This window comes from Mycobacterium helveticum, assembly GCF_007714205.1.
Classification (GTDB): Bacteria; Actinomycetota; Actinomycetes; order Mycobacteriales; family Mycobacteriaceae; genus Mycobacterium; species Mycobacterium helveticum.
Genome location: NZ_VMQU01000014.1, coordinates 1 through 19,703, shown reverse-complemented (window position 1 = coordinate 19,703; position 19,703 = coordinate 1). Strand labels below are relative to the sequence as shown.

General features: G+C 69.3%; 18 protein-coding genes, 1 other RNA gene and 1 pseudogene. 13 read left to right on the top strand and 7 right to left on the bottom strand.

The annotated features are described in order from the left end of the window. Positions 1-98: 98 nt before the first annotated feature. The 4 genes from FPZ47_RS05265 to hisN form a co-directional block, all read right to left on the bottom strand. On the bottom strand, positions 99-1,070 hold the full coding sequence (locus tag FPZ47_RS05265; protein WP_144949495.1) for an NADPH:quinone oxidoreductase family protein: 972 nt from the start codon (positions 1,068-1,070) through the stop codon (positions 99-101). A gap of 212 nt (positions 1,071-1,282) precedes the next feature. Continuing rightward, positions 1,283-2,488, bottom strand: coding sequence for an acyl-CoA dehydrogenase family protein (locus tag FPZ47_RS05260; RefSeq protein WP_144949498.1), 1,206 nt, complete (start codon positions 2,486-2,488; stop codon positions 1,283-1,285). Between the two features lie 46 nt (positions 2,489-2,534). After that, positions 2,535-3,950 (bottom strand): acyl-CoA dehydrogenase family protein, encoded by a 1,416-nt coding sequence (locus tag FPZ47_RS05255; RefSeq protein WP_144949501.1) that lies wholly within the window; start codon positions 3,948-3,950, stop codon positions 2,535-2,537. A 78-nt stretch (positions 3,951-4,028) separates the two neighbouring features. Next, positions 4,029-4,811, bottom strand: a complete 783-nt coding sequence (gene hisN, locus FPZ47_RS05250) for a histidinol-phosphatase (RefSeq protein ID WP_144949504.1) — start codon at positions 4,809-4,811, stop codon at positions 4,029-4,031. 85 nt (positions 4,812-4,896) lie between these two features. Here hisN and FPZ47_RS29255 point away from each other — a divergent pair, with 85 nt between their 5' ends. Beyond that, positions 4,897-5,238: a hypothetical protein gene (locus FPZ47_RS29255; protein WP_246133294.1), complete on the top strand. Its 342-nt coding sequence runs from the start codon at positions 4,897-4,899 to the stop codon at positions 5,236-5,238. Between the two features lie 485 nt (positions 5,239-5,723). Here the strand turns inward: FPZ47_RS29255 and FPZ47_RS29250 are convergent, their stop codons facing one another. Then, complete coding sequence (locus FPZ47_RS29250; protein WP_246133299.1) at positions 5,724-5,894, bottom strand: PPE domain-containing protein; 171 nt, start codon at positions 5,892-5,894, stop codon at positions 5,724-5,726. A gap of 69 nt (positions 5,895-5,963) precedes the next feature. Further along, positions 5,964-6,727 (bottom strand): annotated as a pseudogene (locus tag FPZ47_RS28270) (PPE family protein, SVP subgroup); the annotation flags it as partial. 499 nt (positions 6,728-7,226) lie between these two features. Here FPZ47_RS28270 and FPZ47_RS05230 point away from each other — a divergent pair. Both FPZ47_RS05230 and FPZ47_RS05225 read left to right on the top strand, forming a co-directional pair. After that, positions 7,227-8,048 carry a universal stress protein gene (locus tag FPZ47_RS05230; protein ID WP_246133295.1) on the top strand — a complete coding sequence of 274 codons (822 nt, stop codon included), beginning with the start codon at positions 7,227-7,229 and terminating at the stop codon, positions 8,046-8,048. A 9-nt stretch (positions 8,049-8,057) separates the two neighbouring features. Next, the gene (locus FPZ47_RS05225; RefSeq protein ID WP_144949507.1) at positions 8,058-9,725 is read left to right on the top strand and encodes a GAF domain-containing sensor histidine kinase; all 1,668 of its coding nucleotides are present in this window, start codon (positions 8,058-8,060) and stop codon (positions 9,723-9,725) included. On the opposite strand, the gene FPZ47_RS05220 is transcribed toward FPZ47_RS05225, so the two are convergent. Beyond that, on the bottom strand, positions 9,722-11,098 hold the full coding sequence (locus FPZ47_RS05220; RefSeq protein WP_144949510.1) for an FAD-dependent oxidoreductase: 1,377 nt from the start codon (positions 11,096-11,098) through the stop codon (positions 9,722-9,724). The genes FPZ47_RS05225 and FPZ47_RS05220 overlap by 4 nt on opposite strands. Positions 11,099-11,216: 118 nt before the next feature. On the opposite strand from FPZ47_RS05220, the gene prfB reads away from it, so the two are divergent. The 10 genes from prfB to FPZ47_RS05170 all read left to right on the top strand — a co-directional run. Further along, positions 11,217-12,338 carry a peptide chain release factor 2 gene (prfB, locus tag FPZ47_RS05215; protein ID WP_144949513.1) on the top strand — a complete coding sequence of 374 codons (1,122 nt, stop codon included), beginning with the start codon at positions 11,217-11,219 and terminating at the stop codon, positions 12,336-12,338. Further along, the gene (locus tag FPZ47_RS05210; protein ID WP_246133296.1) at positions 12,328-13,377 is read left to right on the top strand and encodes a mechanosensitive ion channel family protein; all 1,050 of its coding nucleotides are present in this window, start codon (positions 12,328-12,330) and stop codon (positions 13,375-13,377) included. Before prfB ends, FPZ47_RS05210 begins: the two co-directional genes overlap by 11 nt. Then, complete coding sequence (locus FPZ47_RS28265) at positions 13,374-13,850, top strand: Rv3103c family proline-rich protein (protein WP_168209368.1); 477 nt, start codon at positions 13,374-13,376, stop codon at positions 13,848-13,850. Before FPZ47_RS05210 ends, FPZ47_RS28265 begins: the two co-directional genes overlap by 4 nt. Before the next feature lie 43 nt (positions 13,851-13,893). Then, a complete protein-coding gene (gene ftsE / locus FPZ47_RS05200; RefSeq protein WP_144949547.1) occupies positions 13,894-14,583 on the top strand; it encodes a cell division ATP-binding protein FtsE in 690 nt (229 codons plus the stop codon). After that, a complete protein-coding gene (gene ftsX, locus FPZ47_RS05195) occupies positions 14,584-15,477 on the top strand; it encodes a permease-like cell division protein FtsX (RefSeq protein ID WP_144949519.1) in 894 nt (297 codons plus the stop codon). Between the two features lie 2 nt (positions 15,478-15,479). Further along, the gene (gene smpB, locus FPZ47_RS05190; protein ID WP_144949521.1) at positions 15,480-15,989 is read left to right on the top strand and encodes an SsrA-binding protein SmpB; all 510 of its coding nucleotides are present in this window, start codon (positions 15,480-15,482) and stop codon (positions 15,987-15,989) included. Then, positions 15,986-16,831 (top strand): EamA family transporter, encoded by an 846-nt coding sequence (locus FPZ47_RS05185; RefSeq protein ID WP_342781052.1) that lies wholly within the window; start codon positions 15,986-15,988, stop codon positions 16,829-16,831. The genes smpB and FPZ47_RS05185 overlap by 4 nt, the downstream gene beginning before the upstream one ends. Before the next feature lie 65 nt (positions 16,832-16,896). Continuing rightward, positions 16,897-17,742, top strand: a complete 846-nt coding sequence (locus FPZ47_RS05180; protein ID WP_144949527.1) for a maleylpyruvate isomerase family mycothiol-dependent enzyme — start codon at positions 16,897-16,899, stop codon at positions 17,740-17,742. Positions 17,743-17,838: 96 nt separating this feature from the next. Continuing rightward, positions 17,839-18,206, top strand: a transfer-messenger RNA (tmRNA) gene (ssrA, locus tag FPZ47_RS05175). A 193-nt stretch (positions 18,207-18,399) separates the two neighbouring features. Beyond that, positions 18,400-19,703, top strand: a 1,304-nt coding sequence (locus tag FPZ47_RS05170) for a site-specific integrase (protein ID WP_246133297.1), incomplete at its 3' end; no start/stop codon positions are given.

Here is a 19,703-nt window from a genome sequence, read left to right as displayed (position 1 = left end):
CGCACAAGGGCGGGCTCGGGCCGCAGGCCACCCCAGATAGCCCATCGGTCGCGCCCGGGTGGGGCAGACGTCACCGCGCCACGGCCACGGCCGCGTCATCAATCGCGAACTCGCAGCACGACTTTCCCCTTGGCGGTGCGGTTCTCCAGCGACGCGACGGCGGCGGCGGCCTCGTCGAGCGGATAGACCACCGGTTCCGGCGGTGTCAGCCGGCCGGAGCCGAGCAGTTCCTCGAGGCCGGCCCACTGCTGCGCCAGCGCGTCGGGGTGGGTGCCCGTCCAGGCGCCCCACCCGACGCCGACGACGTCAATGTTGTTGAGCAGCAGGCGGTTCACCTTCACGGTGGGGATCTCGCCACCGGTGAACCCGATGACCAGCAGGCGGCCGCCCGGCGCGAGCGAGCGCAGCGAGTCGGTGAACCTGTCGCCGCCGACCGGGTCGACGACGACGTCGACCCCGCGCCCGTCGGTCAACTCCTTGACCGCGTCCTTGAAGCCCTCGGCCAGCACCACGTCCGTCGCGCCGGCCGCCGTGGCGATCTGCGACTTCTCCGGCGTGCTGACCACCGCGATGGTGCGCGACGCCCCGAGCACCGGCGCCAGCCGCAGCGCCGACGTCCCGATGCCGCCGGCCGCGCCGTGCACCAGCACCGTCTCGCCCCGGGCCAGCCGGCCGCGGACCGTCAGCGCGAAGTACACCGTCATGTCGTTGAACAGCAGGCCGGCACCCGCCTCGAAGCTGACGTTGTCGGGCAGCCTGAACACCCGGTCCGGCGACAGCACCGCAACCTCGGCCATGCCGCCGGACAGCATCGTCAGGCCGACCACCCGGTCGCCGGCGTGCACGTGGGCGCCCTCCGGCGCCGCTCGCACCACCCCCGCGATCTCGGCGCCCAACACGAACGGCGGCTCCGGCCGGTACTGGTAGAGGCCGCGGGTGAGCAGCGCATCGGGGAACGCGACCCCGGCGGCGTGCACGTCGACGACCACACCGTCGCCCTGTGGTTCCTCGGCCTCGGCCACCTCGATCGCCTCCGGACCGTCCAGCCGGGTCACTTGTGCCGCGCGCATGTCACCTCCATCGTCGGTGCCGTCAGCCTACTTCCGCCGCAGCAGCCGCCGGCGACCCGCACCACCGCCCGGCCGGTGTGCGCGCCGGCCCGCAGTTGGTCGAGCACGCCGGGAGGTTTCGCCGAACGCGCACACAGGGCGAAATTCGGCCGCCTGAATCCACGGGTCGAAGTCTCGCCCTGGCTACACGCTCGGCGCAACGGGCGCCCTCGCTACTTGAGCTCCGCCGACGACAGGCCCAGCAGGCGGCGGGCGACCACCAGCTGCTGGATCTGTTGGGTGCCCTCGAAGATGTCGAGGATCTTGGAGTCGCGCGCCCACTTCTCCAGCAGCGTGTGCTCGGAATACCCCGTGGTGCCGGCCAATTCGACCGTCTTACAGGTGATGTCGGTCGCGACCCGGCCGGCCTTGGCCTTGCTCATCGAGGCCTCTTTGGAGTTGGGGATGTTGTTGTCGGCCTGCCACGCCGCGCGCAGGGACAGCAGGTAGCTGGCCTCCCAGTCGGCCTCCATGCGCAGGAACTCGGCCGCCGCGGCGCTCTGCACGTGCGACGGCCTGTCATAGGAGATCTCCACCCCGGCCGCGGTGAGGATCTTGCGGATCTCCTCGAGCGCGGCGCGGGCGACCCCGACGGCCATGGCCGCCACGATCGGGCGGGTGTTGTCGAAGGTCTCCATGACCCCGGAAAACCCTTTGCCCACTTCGATTTCCGGGTTGCCCAGCAGATTCTCTTTCGGGATGCGGACGTTGTCGAAGCGGATCGCCGCCGTGTCGGAGCCCTTGATGCCGAGCTTGTGCTCGAGTCGCTCGACCGAGACGCCGGGATGTTCGCGGGGGACCACGAACGACTTGATCGCCGCGCGGCCCGCCGACTTGTCCAACGTGGCCCACACCACGATGTGGGTGGCACGCGAACCGGCCGTGACGTAGATCTTTTCGCCGTTGATGACGTACTCGTCGCCGTCCAGCCTGGCGGTGGTGGACACGGCCGCCGAGTCCGACCCGAATCCCGGTTCGGTGATCGCCATCGCCGCCCACACCTTGCCCAGGCGTTCCAGCTGCTCGTCGGTGGCGACCGCGGAGATGGCCGCATTGCCCAGCCCCTGATAGGGGACCGACAGCATCATCGCCAGATCGCCCCAGCTGGCCTCCAGGGTCTGCAACAGGGCGGCCATGTTGGCGCCGTTGTGGTTGGTGTCCCGCCGTTCCTCCTGGTCGCGCAGCGCGTCCGCTCCGGCGAAGGCCATTGCCGAGGAGGCGCCCTCGAACAGGCTGAAGAGCGTGTCGAGTTCGATCGGGTAGGCGTGTTCGTTCAGGTCGTATTTGCGCGCGATCGGCCGCATCAACTCGGCGGCGCCCTGATGCGTGGTGTCCATTACCGCTTGCAGCTTGCGGGGGAGTTCCAGATTGATTGCCATGGTTGAACTTTCGGCTCGGGTTTGACTAGCGATTCAAGACCGCGACTCAGATGACGACGACGCCCTCGGCGATGCCGATGGCCCGCAGGTCGCGGTACCAGCGCTCGACCGGGTGCTCCTTGGTGTAGCCGTGGCCGCCGAGCAGTTGCACGCCGTCCAGACCGATCTGCATGGCCTTGTCGGCGCCGAGCCGCTTGGCCAGCGCCGCCTCCCGGGTGAAGCTGAGGCCCTGCTCGGCCCGTGCGGCGCCGCGCCAGGTGATCAGCCGCAGGCCGTCGAGTTCGATGGCGATGTTGGCGCACATGAACGCGACGGCCTGGCGGTGGGCGACCGGCTCACCGAAGGCGTGGCGTTCCTTGACGTAGGGCACGACGTAGTCCAGCACCGCCTGCCCGGTGCCGACCGCCAGCGCCGCCCAGCCCAGCCGGGACAGCGCCAGCGCCTCCGAGTAGTCGTCGTCGCAGGCTTCGTCCTCGCCGAGCCGGGCGTTCAGCGGCACCGAAACCCCGCAGAATTCGACCTGGCCGAGTGCCGCCGCGCGGATCCCCATGCTCGGATCCGCTTTGACGGTCACACCCGCGGAGGACGACTCGACGATGAACAAGGCGGGCCTGCCGTTCAGTTGCGCGCCGACGATGAACAGCTCGGCGTCGGCCGCGGCGGGGACCAGTGACTTCACGCCGTCGAGCCGGTAGCCGCTCGGTGTGCGCACCGCCGTCGTCCGCAACCGGGTGGGGTCGAACAGCGGTTGGGGTTCGGCGACGGCGACGCAGGCCTGCGGGACGTTCTCGCCGGCGAACTCCGGCAGGTAGGTGGCCTGCTGGTCGGCGCTGCCCCAGTGGGTCAGCGCGGATGCCACGCCGCCCGGGGCCAAGATGGGCAAAGCCAGGCCCATGTCGCCGTAGGCGAGCGCCTCGGCCACCAGCGCGTTGGTCACGCTGGAGCGGTGCGCGGCGATGCCGTCGAAGTCCTCGGGAATGTTGATCGCGGTGATGCCCAGTTCCGCGGCCTTGGCGATCAGGTCGGGCGGATAGGCGGCGGCCTCGTCGGCGTCGCGCGCCGCCGGCCGCAGTATCTCCTCGGCGAACTCCCCGACCGTTTCGACGATCAGCTTCTGGTCCTCGTCGGGCGTCAGATCGAAATAGTCCTTGCCGCTGGACTTCAGCCGGGTCGGCCCGCTGCGCAGGTTCTGGACCCGGGTGAACTGGCGGGAAGCGGCGGCGCCGGCGGAGAAGATCGTCTTGGCGCCGTAGCCGAGGCCGCGGTTGAGCGGGCCGCGCAGGTGGTACTTGTCCAGGAACTGCTGGCCGACGAGCGGAGTGATCAGCGCCATGGCGACGTCGATGGCGGTCCGCTTGTGCGGTGGCAAACCCACGCCGGTGCTGCCGCCGCCCCGTTCGGGCCTGCGGGAGTTGGGCCTGCGGGAGGAATTGGAGTTCGAACCGGAACGAGTTGCGGTCATGTCGGCAGCCTCTGTCGTCGGGGCAGTGCGGAGAACTCTATCTTACTTTGGAGTAAGATAGCGAGGGCCGCCTGTTATCTAATTCACAACGATCCTGCCCAGCACCTGCTGATGCAACAAGCCGTTGGTGGCCACGGCGCTGCCGCGGTGCGGGCCCGCCATCCCGTCCAGGCCGGTGAACGCCCCACCCGCTTCGCGCACCAGGATGTCGAGCGCCGCCAGGTCCCACACCGACACCTCCGGTTCGGCGGCAATGTCGACGGCCCCCTCCGCGACGAGACAGTAGGAGAGAAAGTCGCCGTAGGCGCGCACCCGCCACACGTCATCGGTCAACTCGATGAAACGGTCGCGCAGCCCGCGCTGCGCCCACCCCGACAGGCTCGAGAACGACATGCTGGCCGAATCCAGCTGTGCCACAGCCGAAACCGCCAGCCGGCGCGGGGGGTCACCGTCGACGCCGACGAAGGCGCCATGGCCTCGGGCTGCCCACCACCGGCGCCGCAGCGCCGGCGCGCTCACCACGCCGACCGTCGGGACGCCGTCGTCGAGCAATGCGATCAGGCTGGCCCACACCGGCACCCCGCGGACGAAATTCTTGGTCCCGTCGATCGGGTCGATGACCCACTGCCGCCCACGGAAAGTCGTCGTGCCCCCGAACTCCTCGCCGAGGACGCTGTCGTCCGGCCGGTCGCGCCCGAGCAGCTCGCGCAGTTCGGTCTCGACGGCGCGATCGGCGTCGGTCACCGGGGTCAGGTCCGGCTTGGTGTCGACGCGCAGGTCCAGCGCACCGAACCGGGCGCGGGTCCAGGTGTCCGCATGGTCGGCCAGTGCCAGCGCCAGCGCCAGGTCGGCGGGGCTCATGGGCGCCGCTCTCCCCCGCAAGCGGGAGGGGCCCCCACTGCATCGTCGCCGGCGCGGCTCATGACAGCAGTCCTACCATGTCCGGGTGTGGGAATTCGGTGTGCTGCTCATCCTGGTGGCGGTGCTGGGAGTGTTCCTTGCCCAGCGGTTCCTTTCGCGCGGCCCGCGCGGGGAGTCGCTCGGCGGCACGCTGCTGGTCACCGGGGTCAGTCCGCGACCGGACGCCACCGGCAGGCAGTACGTCACCATCGCCGGCGTCATCAACGGGCCCACCGTCGCTGAGCACGCCGTATACCAGCGCATGGAAGTCGAAGTGGACCAATGGCCCACGATGGGCCAGCTGCTGCCGGTGGTGTACTCGCCGAAGAATCCCGACAACTGGAGGCTCGCACCGCCCGAGCCGCCCGGGCCGCCGCCCGCAGGCTAGCCGCCCGCGCGGGGCGACGCATCACCGTGAGGCGCACGCCGTAGCGTGCGACGACGGCCGCGGGGCCGAAGGCCTAGCCGACCGCCATCCCAGGCATCCCGGGCGCATCCGAGCCGGCCCGGGTGACCAAGCCGGATGCCGGTTGCGCCGCAATGTCGTTGCCCGGCAACGGCGAGCCGGCTCGACTCCGCCCGGGCAGGGGGCGACCACCGGTTCGGGTGGCCCGCCCCGGACCCGGCGGCGTCGCCGAGCGACGGCACCGCGCGCGGACGGTGCCGCCGCGGTCACCGGGCTGGGCAACACCTGCGCGTCGTTCAAGGCCCGAGGATGCTCGCGGGGAAGTCCGAGTGGTTGCACTGTCATGGCGGAGGCCAGTTGGCAGGCGGCTGCGGCGGCGCGGGCCCGCAGGGCGGTTTGTCTGGTGTGTTCGGTTGTCTGGTGTGTTCGGCGGTGGTGGCCGTCCTGGTCCGGGCGGCCGGGCCGTGTCAGTGCAGGCCGGTCCGGCTCGAAAACACCGGTGCGCAGGTGGCGGCGGTGTTGTCCAACTCGGCCGACAGGGAGTCCCAGCGGCCCACGGCGGCCATCGGTGAGCCCGATCCCGGGCCGCTGTGCATCCGGCCGGAGTTGACCTCCGGGGGCAACAAAGCGAAATCCATTGTCCCACTTTTCCCTAGCTGGTGAGTGCCGCGAACAGCAGCGAACGGCCAGCGGGCCGGACTCGTATCAGCCGGCGGGCGCGGCATCACCGTAGGCTTGACGCCGTACCGGGGCGGGGCGCCCATGCCCATGCCGCGCGCGGCCATCCCGCCGGGCATCCCCGGGTAGCCCGGGTAGCCGGGGATGCGGCCGCCTCCTCGGTCCCCAGCAGCGTGGTCATCCCAACGGGCTCCAGCGCCGCGACGGTGCTGGTCGACGGCGCGGAGCAGCCGGCCGGCACGGACATCGGTCCGATCGTGCCCGCACGGGCAAGTGTCGCGGCGACGTTGCCCAGCCCCCCGGCACCGCCCGTGGACGCGGCGCTCAGCGCCGGGGCGATCCCCGGGGCGATCTCGGCCGGAGCGGCGACAGCCGCCCGGCGGCACCGAGGTTGGGCAGGACGCCCAGGTTGTTCTCGGCGCCGATCACGCCGGCGGGCAACGCCTCCATGTAGTAGGCGGAGCTGACCGCAACCCTCATCGCACACGCGTGCTCGTAGGCCGCCGCCGCCGTCCTGGCCGCCATGGCCGTCCGCTTCGCCTGCTCGGCCGTCGATTGCAGCCAACCCATGTACCGGGCGGCGGTGGCCGTCATCGCCTCCGCGGCCGGGCCACGCCAGTGCAGGTCCGGCCCCGAGACCGCCGACTCGTATCCCTCGGCGGTGGCGCTCAGCTCGGCGGAGACCGCGTCCCAGCTTCCCGCGGCGGCCAGGAGGGGAGCCGGCGCCGGGGCCGGTGTACATCCGGGTGGAATTGATCTCCGGTGCAGAGAAGAGGTAATACCTGTGTCGCATCGCCTTGGTTGAGGGATTAGCGGCCGGTGTGGTGGGGGCGGTGCCTGCCTGCATGGGATTGGGAACCAAATGTAAAGCCAGGAAGCGGTTTTCGGGTCGACGGGCTTGGGTGAGCGGGAATGCTGTCAGACGGCGCGGCACGGGTTACCAATCTGGTGCCAATGAAACACGTGGTGCGGATGACACCCGCTGGGGGCATGCGCGCGCAGGGCATTGAAGGTGACCTTCGGTTGGGACCGTCATAAAAATCGCAAGTTGGCATGCGCGCCGCATGCGGAATATATCAATTGTTTGCGTTGATCAAGTGAAATCCCAAGGGTCCGGTGACCCGACGTGCGACCAACGCGCCACACGCCGAGTCGTGGCACCCGCATCGGACGGCTCGAATGGGGCCGCATCGGGGTTGGCAACCCCCGAGACCGCGAATAGGGACCAATGGCACCCGTTTGTGCATCCAATGCCCCTGAACCGCCGGGCTTCTCGCGGTTAACGTGGCGACGTGAGCCAGTCCAGGGGAGAGCACCTGCGCACGTCGGCTCCGACGGTCGTCGTCGGCGTGGACGGGTCCAAGGCGGCCGGCGATGCGGCCCGGTGGGCGGTCGACGAGGCGGTCGGCCGGGACATACCGCTGCGATTGGTCTACGTCGTCGAGTCGTCGCACCCGGTCGGCGCGGAAGTCGGCGCGGGCGGGCATGCCACCGCCCGGTCGGCCCTGCGCGACGCTCAACGCGCCGTCGAGGCGACCGGTAAGCCGGTGCAGGTCGAGACCGAAATCCTCACGGGGAAGCCACTTGTCGTACTGGTAGAAGAGTCGCGGGCCGCCGCGATGATCTGTGTCGGGGCGCTCGGGCTCAACCACGCACAGCACGGTGTCGGTTCGCTGGCGGCGTCCCTGGCGGCCTCGGCCCTGTGCCCGGTGGCGGTGATCCGGCGGGCGCCGGGCCAGCCGGCGGATCATCGGGTCAGCCGGGTCGTCGTCGAGGCGGACAACGCCGCGCTGCTGCGGTGCGCCTTCGACGAGGCCAGGCTGCGGCGTGCCCCGCTGCGCGCGCTCTCGGTGGCCGCCTCCGCGGGGCCCGACAACGCCGACGGCAAACGGCTGGCGCAGGCCGAACTGAGCCGGCGGATCGCCCCATGGGCGCGCCTGTACCCCGACGTGCCGGTCGAGTCCGTCGTCGTGCGCGGGACCGTCGAGAAATACCTGGCCGCCGACGGCGAGTCCGACCAACTGTTCGTCACCGACTCGCGTGTCTGCCGCGAGTTGTGCGGCGCCACCAATGCCAAACATTCCGTGCTGGCGTTCCGTTTCGGAAACCTGTAGGGCGGCGCGATGAATCCCGCGAAGGCCAGGACGCCAGCGGGTCCCGCCGGGGACGCGGCCGACGTGCGGGACCGCGTCGAGCAGATGGTCGAGGGCCGTGACCGCCTCGACAGGCTGGTCGAGGCGATGCTGGTGGTCACGGCCGGGCTGGAGTTGGACGCCACCCTGCGCTCGATCGTGCACTCGGCGACCGACCTGGTCGACGCCCGCTACGGAGCCCTGGAAGTGCACGACCGGAATCGGCGCGTGTCGCAATTCGTCCACGACGGCATCGACGAGGAAACGGTCCGGCGCATCGGTCATGTCCCCGAGGGCAAGGGGATCGTCGGTCTGCTGATCCGCGATCCGCAACCGCTGCGGCTGGACAGCATTGCCGACCACCCCGCTTCGGTGGGGTTTCCGCCGCACCACCCGCCGATGCGGACCTTCCTGGGGGTGCCGATCCGGGTGCGCGGCGACTCGTTCGGGACCCTCTACCTGGCCGACAAGCTCAGCGGGCAGCCGTTCAGCGAGGAGGACGAGGTGCTGGTCAAGGCGCTGGCCGCCGCCGCCGGCATCGCCCTGGCGAACGCCCGGCTCTACGAGCAGGCCAGGGCGCGGCAGTCGTGGATCGAGGCCACCCGCGACATCGCCACCGAACTGTTGTCCGGCACGGATCCCGCGACGGTGTTCCGGCTCGTCGCCGAGGAGGCCCTGGCGTTGACCGCGGCCGACGGTGTCCTCGTCGCGGTCCCCGTCGACGAGGGGATGCCGATCGCCGCCGTCCACGAGCTGCTGGTGATCGAAACCGAAGGCAGCGCAAGGGTTTCGGCGAGCGAGCGAACGCTTGCCGTGGCGCGCACACCGCTGGCCGACGTGCTGGCCGACGGCCGTCCACGGCAGGTCGACCACGTCGATCTGCACGGTGTGGACCTGGGCTCCGCGCTGGTGCTGCCGCTGCGGGCCACCGACACCGTCGCGGGCATCGTGGTCGTGCTGCACGGCGGCACGGCGGGCTCGGTCACCGACGAACAGGTCGAGATGATGGCGGCGTTCGCCGACCAGGCCGCGCTGGCCTGGCAGCTGGCCACCTCGCAGCGGCGGATGCGCGAACTCGACGTGGTCACCGAGCGGGACCGCATCGCGCGTGACCTGCACGACCACGTGATACAGCGGCTCTTCGCGGTCGGCCTGGCGTTACAGGCCGCCGTTCCGCTCGCGCGCGTTCCCGAAGTGCAGCGACGACTCGCCGACGCCGTCGACGACCTGCAGGGTGTCATCCAGAAGATCCAGGCGACCATCTACGGCCTGCACGGAGCGCCGGCGGGGGCCTCGCTGCGCGAACGGATCGACGACGCGGTCGCCCGGCTCGCCGGTGACCTGCGCACCAGCGTGCAGTTCGTCGGGCCGCTGTCGGTGGTCGAGGGCACCCTGGCCGACCACGCCGAGGCGGTGGTCTCCCAAGCGCTCGTCGACGCCGTGCGGAACGCCCGGGCCGGCGCGGTGACGATCCGGGTCACCGTCGGCGACGATCTGCGCATCGAGGTGAGCGACGACGGTTGCGGCACTCCCGCGGGCGGCGCCGGCTCCGGCCTGGCGCGGCTGCGGCGGCGTGCGGCGCAGGCCGGCGGCGAGCTCACCGTCGAGACCACCGCGACCGGGGGAACGGCGCTGCGGTGGACGGCGCCGCTCGTCTAACCGTGGGCGATGCGCAGTAGCTCCGCCCGGTCGGGCAGTTTGACGCGGGGGCGCCCGTGCGCCTCGCCGGCGGCGCGCTCGTAGCGGTCGATGAGTTGCCAGTGGGCGGCGGTGACCAGCTTGGGCTGGCGCGAGGACAGCCACTCGGCCAGTTCGTCGGCACGGCCGGCTTCGCGGCCGGCCGGCTCGTCCGCGCCGGCGCCGCTCAGATCGGCGATCAGGGTGTCGACGGTGTCCTGGGAGTCCTTCTTGTTGGTGCCGATCACCCCGCTCGGCCCCCGCTTGATCCACCCGACGACGTACTCGTTGCGGCGGCCCGCTATCCGGCCGTCGGTGTGGGGGATGGTCCCGCTCCGCTCGTCGAACGGCAGTCCCGGGATCGGCACACCGCGGTAACCGACCGACCGCACCACCAACTGGGTCGGCAACTCCTCGCGCTCCCCGGTGTCTTCGGCCGTCACCCGCCCGCCGGCGTCGGTGACCAGTTTGTTGCGGCCCAGCACGATGCTTTCCACCTTGCCGTCGCCCTTGATCTCGATCGGCGATGTCATGAACCGGAACACCAGGCGGCGGTGCCCCGGGCGGGGTTCGCGGCCCGCATAGTCGCGCAGCGCCTTGATGTTCTGCTTGACCGTCTTGCCCGCCGCGGCCGCGTCCTCGTCGGTGATGCCGTCCAGCTGGGCGGGGTCGACGATCACATCGACCCCCTCGAGGTCGGTGAGCTCGCGTAGCTCCAGCGTGGTGAACGCGGCCTGCAGCGGGCCGCGCCGGCCGACGAGCACCACTTCCCGCACACCGCGGGGCCGCAGCGTCTCCAGCGCGTGATCGGCGATGTCGGTGCGCGCCAGCACGTCCGGATCGGTGATCAGGATGCGGGCGACGTCGAGTGCGACGTTGCCGTTGCCGATGACGACGGCCCGGGCGCCCGACAGGTCGGGCGCCATCCGCGCGAAGTTGGGGTGGGCGTTGTACCAGCCCACGAAGTCGACGGCGGCGACGCTGCCCGGCAGGTCCTCGCCGGGAATGCGCAACGCGCGGTCGGACTGCGCCCCGACGGCGTAGACGACGGCGTCGTAGCGCTCGGCGAGCTCGCCCGCCTGCACGTGCTCGCCCACCACCACGTTGCCGAAGAACCGGAAGCGCGGATCTTCTGCGGTCTTCTCGAACTGCCGGCTGATCGACTTGATCTTCGGGTGATCGGGTGCCACCCCCGAGCGCACCAGCCCCCACGGCGTCGGCAGCATCTCCAGCATGTCGACGTAGATGTCGAAGTCTTCCGACGCGTCGGCCGCCCTCAGCAGGGCGGCCGCGGCGAAAAATCCCGACGGTCCGGAGCCGACGATGGCAACGTGATACGGGTGGGGCGGACGCATGCTCAAGCCTTTGCGCGGTCGGGGATGCAACGAAGCGGTCCCTCGATGCTAAACGTCTGCTCGCCGACGGCGACCTGAGCATTCGCCGCGCGCCGCCGCGCCGGTAACGTGGTCGGCTGTGGAACCCGACCGTCAAGCCGACATCGCCGCTCTCGACTCCACCCTGACCACGGTGGAGCGGGTGCTCGATGTGGATGGTCTGCGCACCCGCATCGAGAAGCTCGAGCACGAGGCCTCCGATCCGCAGCTGTGGGACGACCAGACCCGGGCCCAGCGGGTGACCAGCGAGCTCTCGCACACCCAGGGCGAGCTGCGCCGCATCGAGGAGCTGCGGCGGCGCCTCGACGACCTGCCGGTGCTCTACGAGCTGGCCGCCGAGGAGGACGCGGGCGCGGCCAGCGGTATTGAAGCGCTGGCCGAGGCCGACGCTGAGCTCGAGGCGCTGCGCGCCGACATCGAAGCCACCGAGGTGCGCACCCTGTTGTCCGGCGAGTACGACGAGCGGGAGGCGCTGGTCACCATCCGCTCCGGCGCGGGCGGGGTCGACGCCGCCGACTGGGCCGAGATGCTGATGCGCATGTACATCCGGTGGGCCGAGCAGCACAAGTACCCGGTCGAGGTGTTCGACACCTCCTATGCCGAGGAGGCCGGCATCAAAAGCGCCACCTTCGCCGTGCACGCGCCGTTCGCCTACGGCACGTTGTCGGTGGAGCAGGGCACCCATCGCCTGGTCCGGATCAGCCCGTTCGACAACCAGAGCCGGCGCCAGACGTCGTTCGCCGAAGTCGAGGTGCTCCCGGTCGTGGACACCACCGATCACATCGACATCCCCGAGGGCGACGTCCGCGTGGACGTCTACCGTTCCAGCGGGCCCGGCGGCCAGTCGGTGAACACCACCGACTCGGCGGTGCGTCTGACCCACATCCCGACGGGGATCGTCGTGACCTGCCAGAACGAGAAGTCCCAGCTGCAGAACAAGGTTTCGGCGATGCGGGTGCTGCAGGCCAAGCTGCTGGAGCGCAAGCGCTCCGAGGAGCGTGCCGAGATGGACGCCCTGAAAGGTGAGGGCGGCAGCTCCTGGGGCAACCAGATGCGCTCCTATGTGCTGCACCCGTATCAGATGGTCAAGGACCTGCGCACCGAGTACGAGGTGGGCAATCCGGCGGCGGTCCTGGACGGCGACATCGACGGGTTCCTGGAAGCGGGAATCCGCTGGCGCAACCGAAAAGATGACGACTAACCCCACCGTCAACCCCACCGCCCTCGCCGCGGCCAGGGTCTCCGCAGCCTCCGCGACCCAGCGCTGGCACGACTTCTGGCGCGGCGAGATCGGCGAATGGATCATCACCAGGGGTCTGCGGATCGTCATGGTGCTGATCGCGGCGGTGCTGGCGGCCCGCTTCGTCAACTGGGTGGCGCAACAGGTGACCCGGAAGCTGGACATCGGGTTCACCGAAAGCGACGCGCTGGTGCGCTCGGAGGCCACCAAGCACCGGCAGGCCGTGGCCTCGGTGATCTCGTGGGTGTCGATCGTCATCGTCGGCATCTGGGTGATGCTGCAGATCGCCGATATTCTGCGGTTCTCGGTGGGTGGCCTGATCGCGCCGGCCACCGTGGTGGGCGCCGCGCTGGGCTTCGGCGCCCAGCAGCTGGTCAGGGACCTGCTGAGCGGCTTCTTCATCATCGTCGAGAAGCAGTACGGCTTCGGCGACCTGGTCACCGTGACCGTGGTTGCCTCGACGGAAGCCAGCGGCACGGTCGAGAACGTGACCCTGCGGGTGACCCGACTGCGCTCGGCGGATGGTGAGGTGCTGACCATTCCCAACGGCCAGATCGTCAAGGTGGTCAACCTGTCCAAGGACTGGGCGCGCGCGGTGGTGGACATTCCGGTGTCGATCAACGCCGACCTCAACCGCGTCAACGACGTCTTGCACCAGGAATGCGAACGCGCGATGGGCAACCCGGTGCTCAAGGACCTGCTGCTGGACGCGCCGACCGTGATGGGGGTGGAAAGCATCGCAGTCGACACCGTCACCCTGCGCATGGTGGCCCGCACGCTGCCCGGCAAGCAGTTCGAGGTGGGCCGGCAGCTGCGGGTGCTGGTCATCCGGGCGCTGGCGCGCGTCGGCATCGTCACCGCGGCCGACGCGAAGGTGGGCCTGGTCGAAGACGACCCCGCGGTGCCGGCCGCCAAGGCCGCCCTCGAGAAGACCACGGCGGCCCGGGAGGACACCACGGATGCCGGCGACACGACCACGGACGCGGTGCAGCGCCGGTGAAAGTCACCCTCAACATCCTCGGGAAGCACGGCGCCGAGCAGGAACGTCACTGGCCGGGTTACCTGTTCGGCGGGCGTTTGCGCACGTCGACGCTGGTGCTGATCATCGCGTTCCTGGCGGTGTGGTGGGTCTACGACACCTATCGCCCGCCGCCGCCCGCCAAGCCGCCGGTCCCGGCGGTGGTGCCGCCGGGTTTCGTGCCCGATCCGAACTACACCTGGGTGCCGCGCACCAGGGTGCAGCCGCCACCCACCGCCAGGTACACGCCCATCCCGACCGCGACGGTGCCGCCGGTCCCGTCCACCACCGTGCCGCCGCCCGTCACGACGACGACCACCGCGGCGCCGCCGTTCGTGCCGCCGCAGCTGCCGTGCCTGCTGCCGCCGCCCTTCTGCCCGCCCAGCACCACCCCGACCACGCCACCGCCGCCGGGCCCCGGCCCGGTGCCGACTTCCGCGCCACCGGCCGGTTGACGGCGCCCGCCGGCGAAATCCACCGCTACACTGGCGTGCCGTGATGATCACCCTGGACCATGTCAGCAAGAAGTACAAAGCGTCGGCCCGTCCGGCGCTGGAGGACGTGAACGTCAAGATCGACAAGGGTGAATTCGTCTTTCTGATCGGACCGTCGGGTTCGGGCAAGTCGACGTTCATGCGGCTGCTGCTGGGCGCGGAGTCACCGAGCGTCGGTGACGTGCGGGTGTCGAAGTTCCACGTCAACAAGCTCCCCGGCCGTCACATACCGAAGCTGCGGCAGGTGATCGGCTGCGTCTTCCAGGACTTCCGGCTGCTGCAGCAGAAGACGGTGTACGAGAACGTGGCCTTCGCCCTGGAGGTGATCGGCAAACGCAGCGACGCCATCAACCGGGTCGTGCCCGACGTGCTCGAGACGGTCGGCCTGTCCGGCAAAGCCAACCGGCTGCCGCACGAGCTGTCGGGGGGTGAGCAGCAGCGCGTCGCGATCGCCCGCGCGTTCGTCAACCGGCCGCTGCTGTTGCTGGCCGACGAACCCACCGGCAACCTCGACCCCGACACCAGCAACGACATCATGGACCTGCTGGAGCGGATCAACCGGACCGGTACCACGGTGCTGATGGCCACTCACGACCACCACATCGTCGACTCGATGCGGCAGCGGGTCGTCGAGTTGTCGTTGGGCAGGCTGGTTCGTGACGAACAGCGCGGCGTCTACGGGATGGACCGCTAAGTGCGCTTCGGCTTCCTGCTCAACGAGGTCCTGACCGGTCTTCGTCGCAATATCACCATGACCGCGGCGATGGTCCTGACGACGGCGATCTCGATCGGCCTGTTCGGCGGCGGTCTGCTGGTGATCCGGCTGGCCGACAACTCGCGGGCCATCTACCTCGACCGCGTCGAGACGCAGGTCTTCCTGACCGAGGACGTCTCCGCCAACGACCCGGCCTGCGACGCCGACCCCTGCAAGGCGCTGCGGCAGCGCATCGAGGCCCGCGACGACGTCAAGTCGGTGCGGTTCCTCAACCGCACCGACGCCTACGAGGACGCCATCCGCAAGTTCCCGCAGTACAAGGAGGTCGCCGGCAAGGACTCCTTCCCGGCGTCGTTCATCGTCAAGCTGAACAACCCCGAGCAGCACAAGGACTTCGACATGGCCATGCAGGGCCAGCCGGGGGTGCTGTCGGTGCTCAACCAGAAGGATCTGATCGACCGGTTGTTCGCGGTCCTGGACGGCCTGAGCAACGTGGCGTTCGCGGTCGCCCTGGTCCAGGCGGTCGGGGCCGTGCTGCTGATCGCCAACATGGTCCAGGTCGCGGCGTATACGCGGCGAACCGAGATCGGGATCATGCGGCTGGTCGGCGCCAGCCGCTGGTACACGCAGCTGCCCTTCCTGGTGGAGGCGATGGTCGCCGCCGCCGTCGGGGTGGCGATAGCAATCGCCGGCCTGATCCTGGTGCGGGCCTCGTTCCTGGAAAACGCTCTGAACCAGTTCTACCAGGCAAACTTGATCGCGCGGGTGGACTACGCCGACATCTTGTACATCTCGCCGTGGCTGTTCCTGCTCGGCGTGGCGATGGCCGGCCTGACGGCGTACGTGACTTTGCGGCTCTACGTGCGGGACTAGCTGTGGCCAACGACTCGGGGCGGGCTAAGGCGGCGGGCGACAAACGCGGTGGCAAACGAATCGTCGCTACCAATCGCAAAGCGCGCCACAACTATTCGATCATCGAATTGTTCGAGGCCGGGGTCGCGTTGCAGGGTACGGAGGTGAAGAGCCTGCGCGAGGGTCACGCCTCGCTGGCCGACGCTTTCGCGCTCGTCGAAGACGGCGAAGTGTGGCTACACAACCTGCACATTCCGGAGTACCAGCATGGCAGCTGGACCAATCATGAGCCCCGCCGCAAAAGAAAGTTGCTGCTGCACCGCCGCCAGATCGACACCCTGATCGGCAAGATCCGCGATGGTAACCTCGCCCTGGTGCCGTTGTCGTTGTATTTCTCCGAAGGCAAAGTCAAGGTCGAACTCGCATTGGCGCGCGGCAAGCGGGCGTACGACAAGCGCCAGGATTTGGCTCGCCGCGACGCCAACCGCGAAGTGGTCCGCGAATTGGGCCGCCGGGCCAAGGGGCTGACCTGATCGGCGCCGCCTACGCCCAGCTGTCGGCCGTTTCCTACGGCGTCAGCGATTTCGTGGGCGGGGTAGCCGCACGCCGCGTCGCGGCGCTGCGGGTCTTGCTGGTCGCCTACCCGGTGGAGGTCGTGCTGCTGGCTGTGCTGGCCGTCGGCGCCGGCGGGCCGATTCGCCTCGGTGCCATCGTCTGGGGTGCCCTGTACGGCATCAGCCAGGCGCTGGGTATGTGGGCGTTCTTCGCGGCGGTGGGGTCCGGGCCGATCTCGGTGGTGTCGCCCCTGGCGGCCGTGCTCAACGCCGCCGTGCCCGTGGCCGTCGGCGTGGTGCTGGGGGAGCGGCCGGGGCAGCTGGCGTCGGTGGGTGTCGTACTGGCAATGCTCGCGGTGCTGCTGGTCAGCCGCGAGGGCACCGCGGAGGGCGGGTCGCCGTACCGGTTCACCCCCAAGGTCGCCTGGCTCACGGTCGCGGCCGGGGTGGCGTTCGGGTTGGACTTGGTGTTCCTGCACCAGGCGCCGCACGAATGCCGGCTCTGGCCCCTGTTCTTCGCGCGTCTGCTGGCCACCGTGGTGGTGCTGGCGCTCGCCGCGACGAGCAAGAACCTGCGACTGCCCCGCGGCAAGACGTTGATGCTGACCGGCGTGGTGGCGCTGCTGGACATCGTCGCCAACCTCACCATGCTCGCTGCGCTGCGGTCATGGCTGCTGTCGCTGGCCAGCATGCTGATCTCGCTGTACCCGGCGGCGACGGTCGTGCTGGCGATGGTGGTGCTGCGCGAGCGGGTGACCCGCTGGCAGGGCATCGGCATGCTCCTGGCCATGGGTTCCGTGGCGATGATCGCTTCGGGGTGACCGCGACGGCTCTACCCACCCAGGCCGGCCGCGTCGGGGAAAGCGCAGCGGCTTACGATCCGACGATGGCCGACCGACCCGTGACCATCCTCCCCAAGTCTGCGGTGCTCGCCGGGCTCTTCGCGGTATGGGACGACCTCGGCGCGCTCCTCGACGGGCTGCCGGACACGCAGTGGCAGGCGGTGAGCCCGCTGCCCGGCTGGGATGTGCAGGCGCTGGTGTCGCACATGATCGGCACCGAGTCGTTCCTGTCCGGCATCCCCGCACCCGAGCCCGACTGCGACGTCAAGACGCTCGAGCACGTGCGCAACGACATCGGAGCGATGAACGAGTGCTGGGTGCGCCATCTCGGCGGGGAACGCGGCGCCGACGTGCTGGCCCGGTTCCGGGAGATCACCGACAGCCGCCGCAAGGCCCTGGCCGGCATGTCCGACGAGGCGTGGAACGCGGTCACCCCGACGCCGGCGGGCATGGACAGCTACGGACGGTTCATGCGGATCCGGGTGTTCGACTGCTGGATGCACGAGCAGGACATCCGCGCCGCGCTGCAGCGGCCGTCGTCCGACGCCGAACTCGACGGGCCGGCGGCACAGCTGTCCCTGGACGAGATCGCCGGCACCATGGGCTTCGTCGTGGGCAAGCGCGCCAAGGCCCCCGACGGCTCCCGCGTCCTGTTCGAGCTGACGGGGCCGCTGGCCCGCAGCATCCGCGTCAGCGTCGACGGCCGCGCGCGGGTGGTCGACGACTTCGGCCCGCAGGAGCCGACCGCGACGATCCGCCTGGACGGGCTGCAGTTCACCAGGCTGGCCGGCGGGCGGCCGATGTGTCCGAGCCGCGCGCGCGACGTCGAACTCGGTGGTGACCGGGAGGTCGCCCAGCGCATCGTCGACCACCTGAACTTCGTCATCTGACCCGCTGGTGTCGGGAACAAAGCTGCGTCGGTGCCGGTTGGTAGCGGGGTACTATGGATTTTCCTGCCGAAAGTTGGCGGGGATGTTCGAAGACATGGGGCTGAACGGTTTCGACTTCGCGCATCGAATCAAGGGAAGCGTGCCGGTGCAGGCAAGAGACCACCGTAAGCGTCGTTGCAACCAGATAAGCGCCGATTCACATCAGCGCGACTACGCTCTCGCTGCCTAAGCGACAGCTAGTCCGTCAGACCGGGAAAGCCCTCGACCCGGAGCCTGGCGTCAGCTAGAGGGATCCACCGGTGAGTCCGGTCGCGGGACTCATCGGGACACTCACAGCGACTGGGATCGTCATCCTGGCTGGTTCGCGTGACCGGGAGATCCGAGTAGAGACATAGCGGACTGCGCACGGAGAAGCCTTGAGGGAATGCCGTAGGACCCGGGTTCGATTCCCGGCAGCTCCACTTTTGAAGTACAGACAACTTCATATCTGAGACCTCCTTGCCGACGAGCAAAAGTGTCATACCCGTGGAGTACCACTGGATGCACAGTCGGCAAGGAGGTTTCTTTATGCGGATAGTTGTGGCGCAGAGAAGCGCACATGCGCACGAAGTGCTTCACGCTTCCGACGGCGCGTCGTCGCTCTCATGGTCGTCGGTTGTGGAGACGCTCGACCGCCACGACATCCCGGAGGGCCTGCCGTTCATCGTCGACGACGACGGCTCACTGACCGGTTGCGACCGACTCAACACCTACCTGCTCATCGCGTGGCGTCAACGGGCCTACGACCTCGACAGCCTCCGGAGCTTCCACGCCTACCATCTCGCCCGGCTACTCAGGTTCGTCCGGGCACGCCGATGCGGGGAATTAATAGACCTCACCGCGGCAACGACCGACGATCTGACGGCGTATCGCGACGCCCGCCAGCAGGAAGTCCAAAGCACCACGCTGGCGACCGAGTTTGGCTGCTTCTCCTCATTCTTCTTTTTCGCCACCCAGGTCGGCTGGATGGCGAAAGACCCGATCCCTCGCTGGGGCCGCAACAACCGCAACACCCTCATTTCCCGGACACGACATCAACGTCGAGCGCGCTTCCTTACGGCGGCTCAGACCAAGCACTTCCTCGAAGTTGGCGTGCGTGGTGACGGCTGCGAGTCGGCGAGCACACCTGGGTACCCGGAGCGGGACTACGTGTACGGGCTGTTGCTCGCAACGACTGGCCTGCGACGTGAGGAGTGCGCGCTTCTCGTCGACGCCGAGGTTCCGGCACCGGAGACGATGGGATCGGAGTCCATCCACGTCTTCGATCGGCTCGGCAAGAAGCAGGTGGTCCGATCTGTCTACGTCACCGCACAGGTAGCTCACGCCGCCGACCTCTACCGCCAGACTGAACGGCACCGCGTCGTACAGGCGGCACAGCGCAGCCTCCGCGCCAAGGTTCGTGACGGTTCACTGCTGGTGATCGACGATCTGATCGAGCGGCGGGGAAAGCTCTACGTCGCCGTCGGGTCCCAGCGCATTCCGTTGGTTCGGTTCAGCAACAAGGACCGTGCCCAATCGGTCCGGGTTCTTGACGACGGCACCATCGACCCACTCGCGTTGTTCGTGTCCCGTAATGGACTTGCGCCCGGTCTCGAACGCTGGAACCAACTCTTCGCCGACGCTCGCGAACGAGTCCGCCGCTCCGGCCACCGGGATCAACCACCCCGCCACGTTCATGTCACACCGCACACGATGCGACATTCCTACGCGGTCCGGATGCTCGCAGCGCTGATGAAGGAAGGAGGGCAGCGCACCGGGGACCACTATCTGCTGCTGGCGAACCCGGTGCTGACCGTGAAGGAACTCCTCGGTCACGCCAGTGTCCAAACCACGATGCACTACCTCAACCCTCGGGAATTGCATCAGACGGGCGAATTGTCGCAGGTCGCCTGGCGAGTGGGCGAAGGCAACGGTCCCACTAC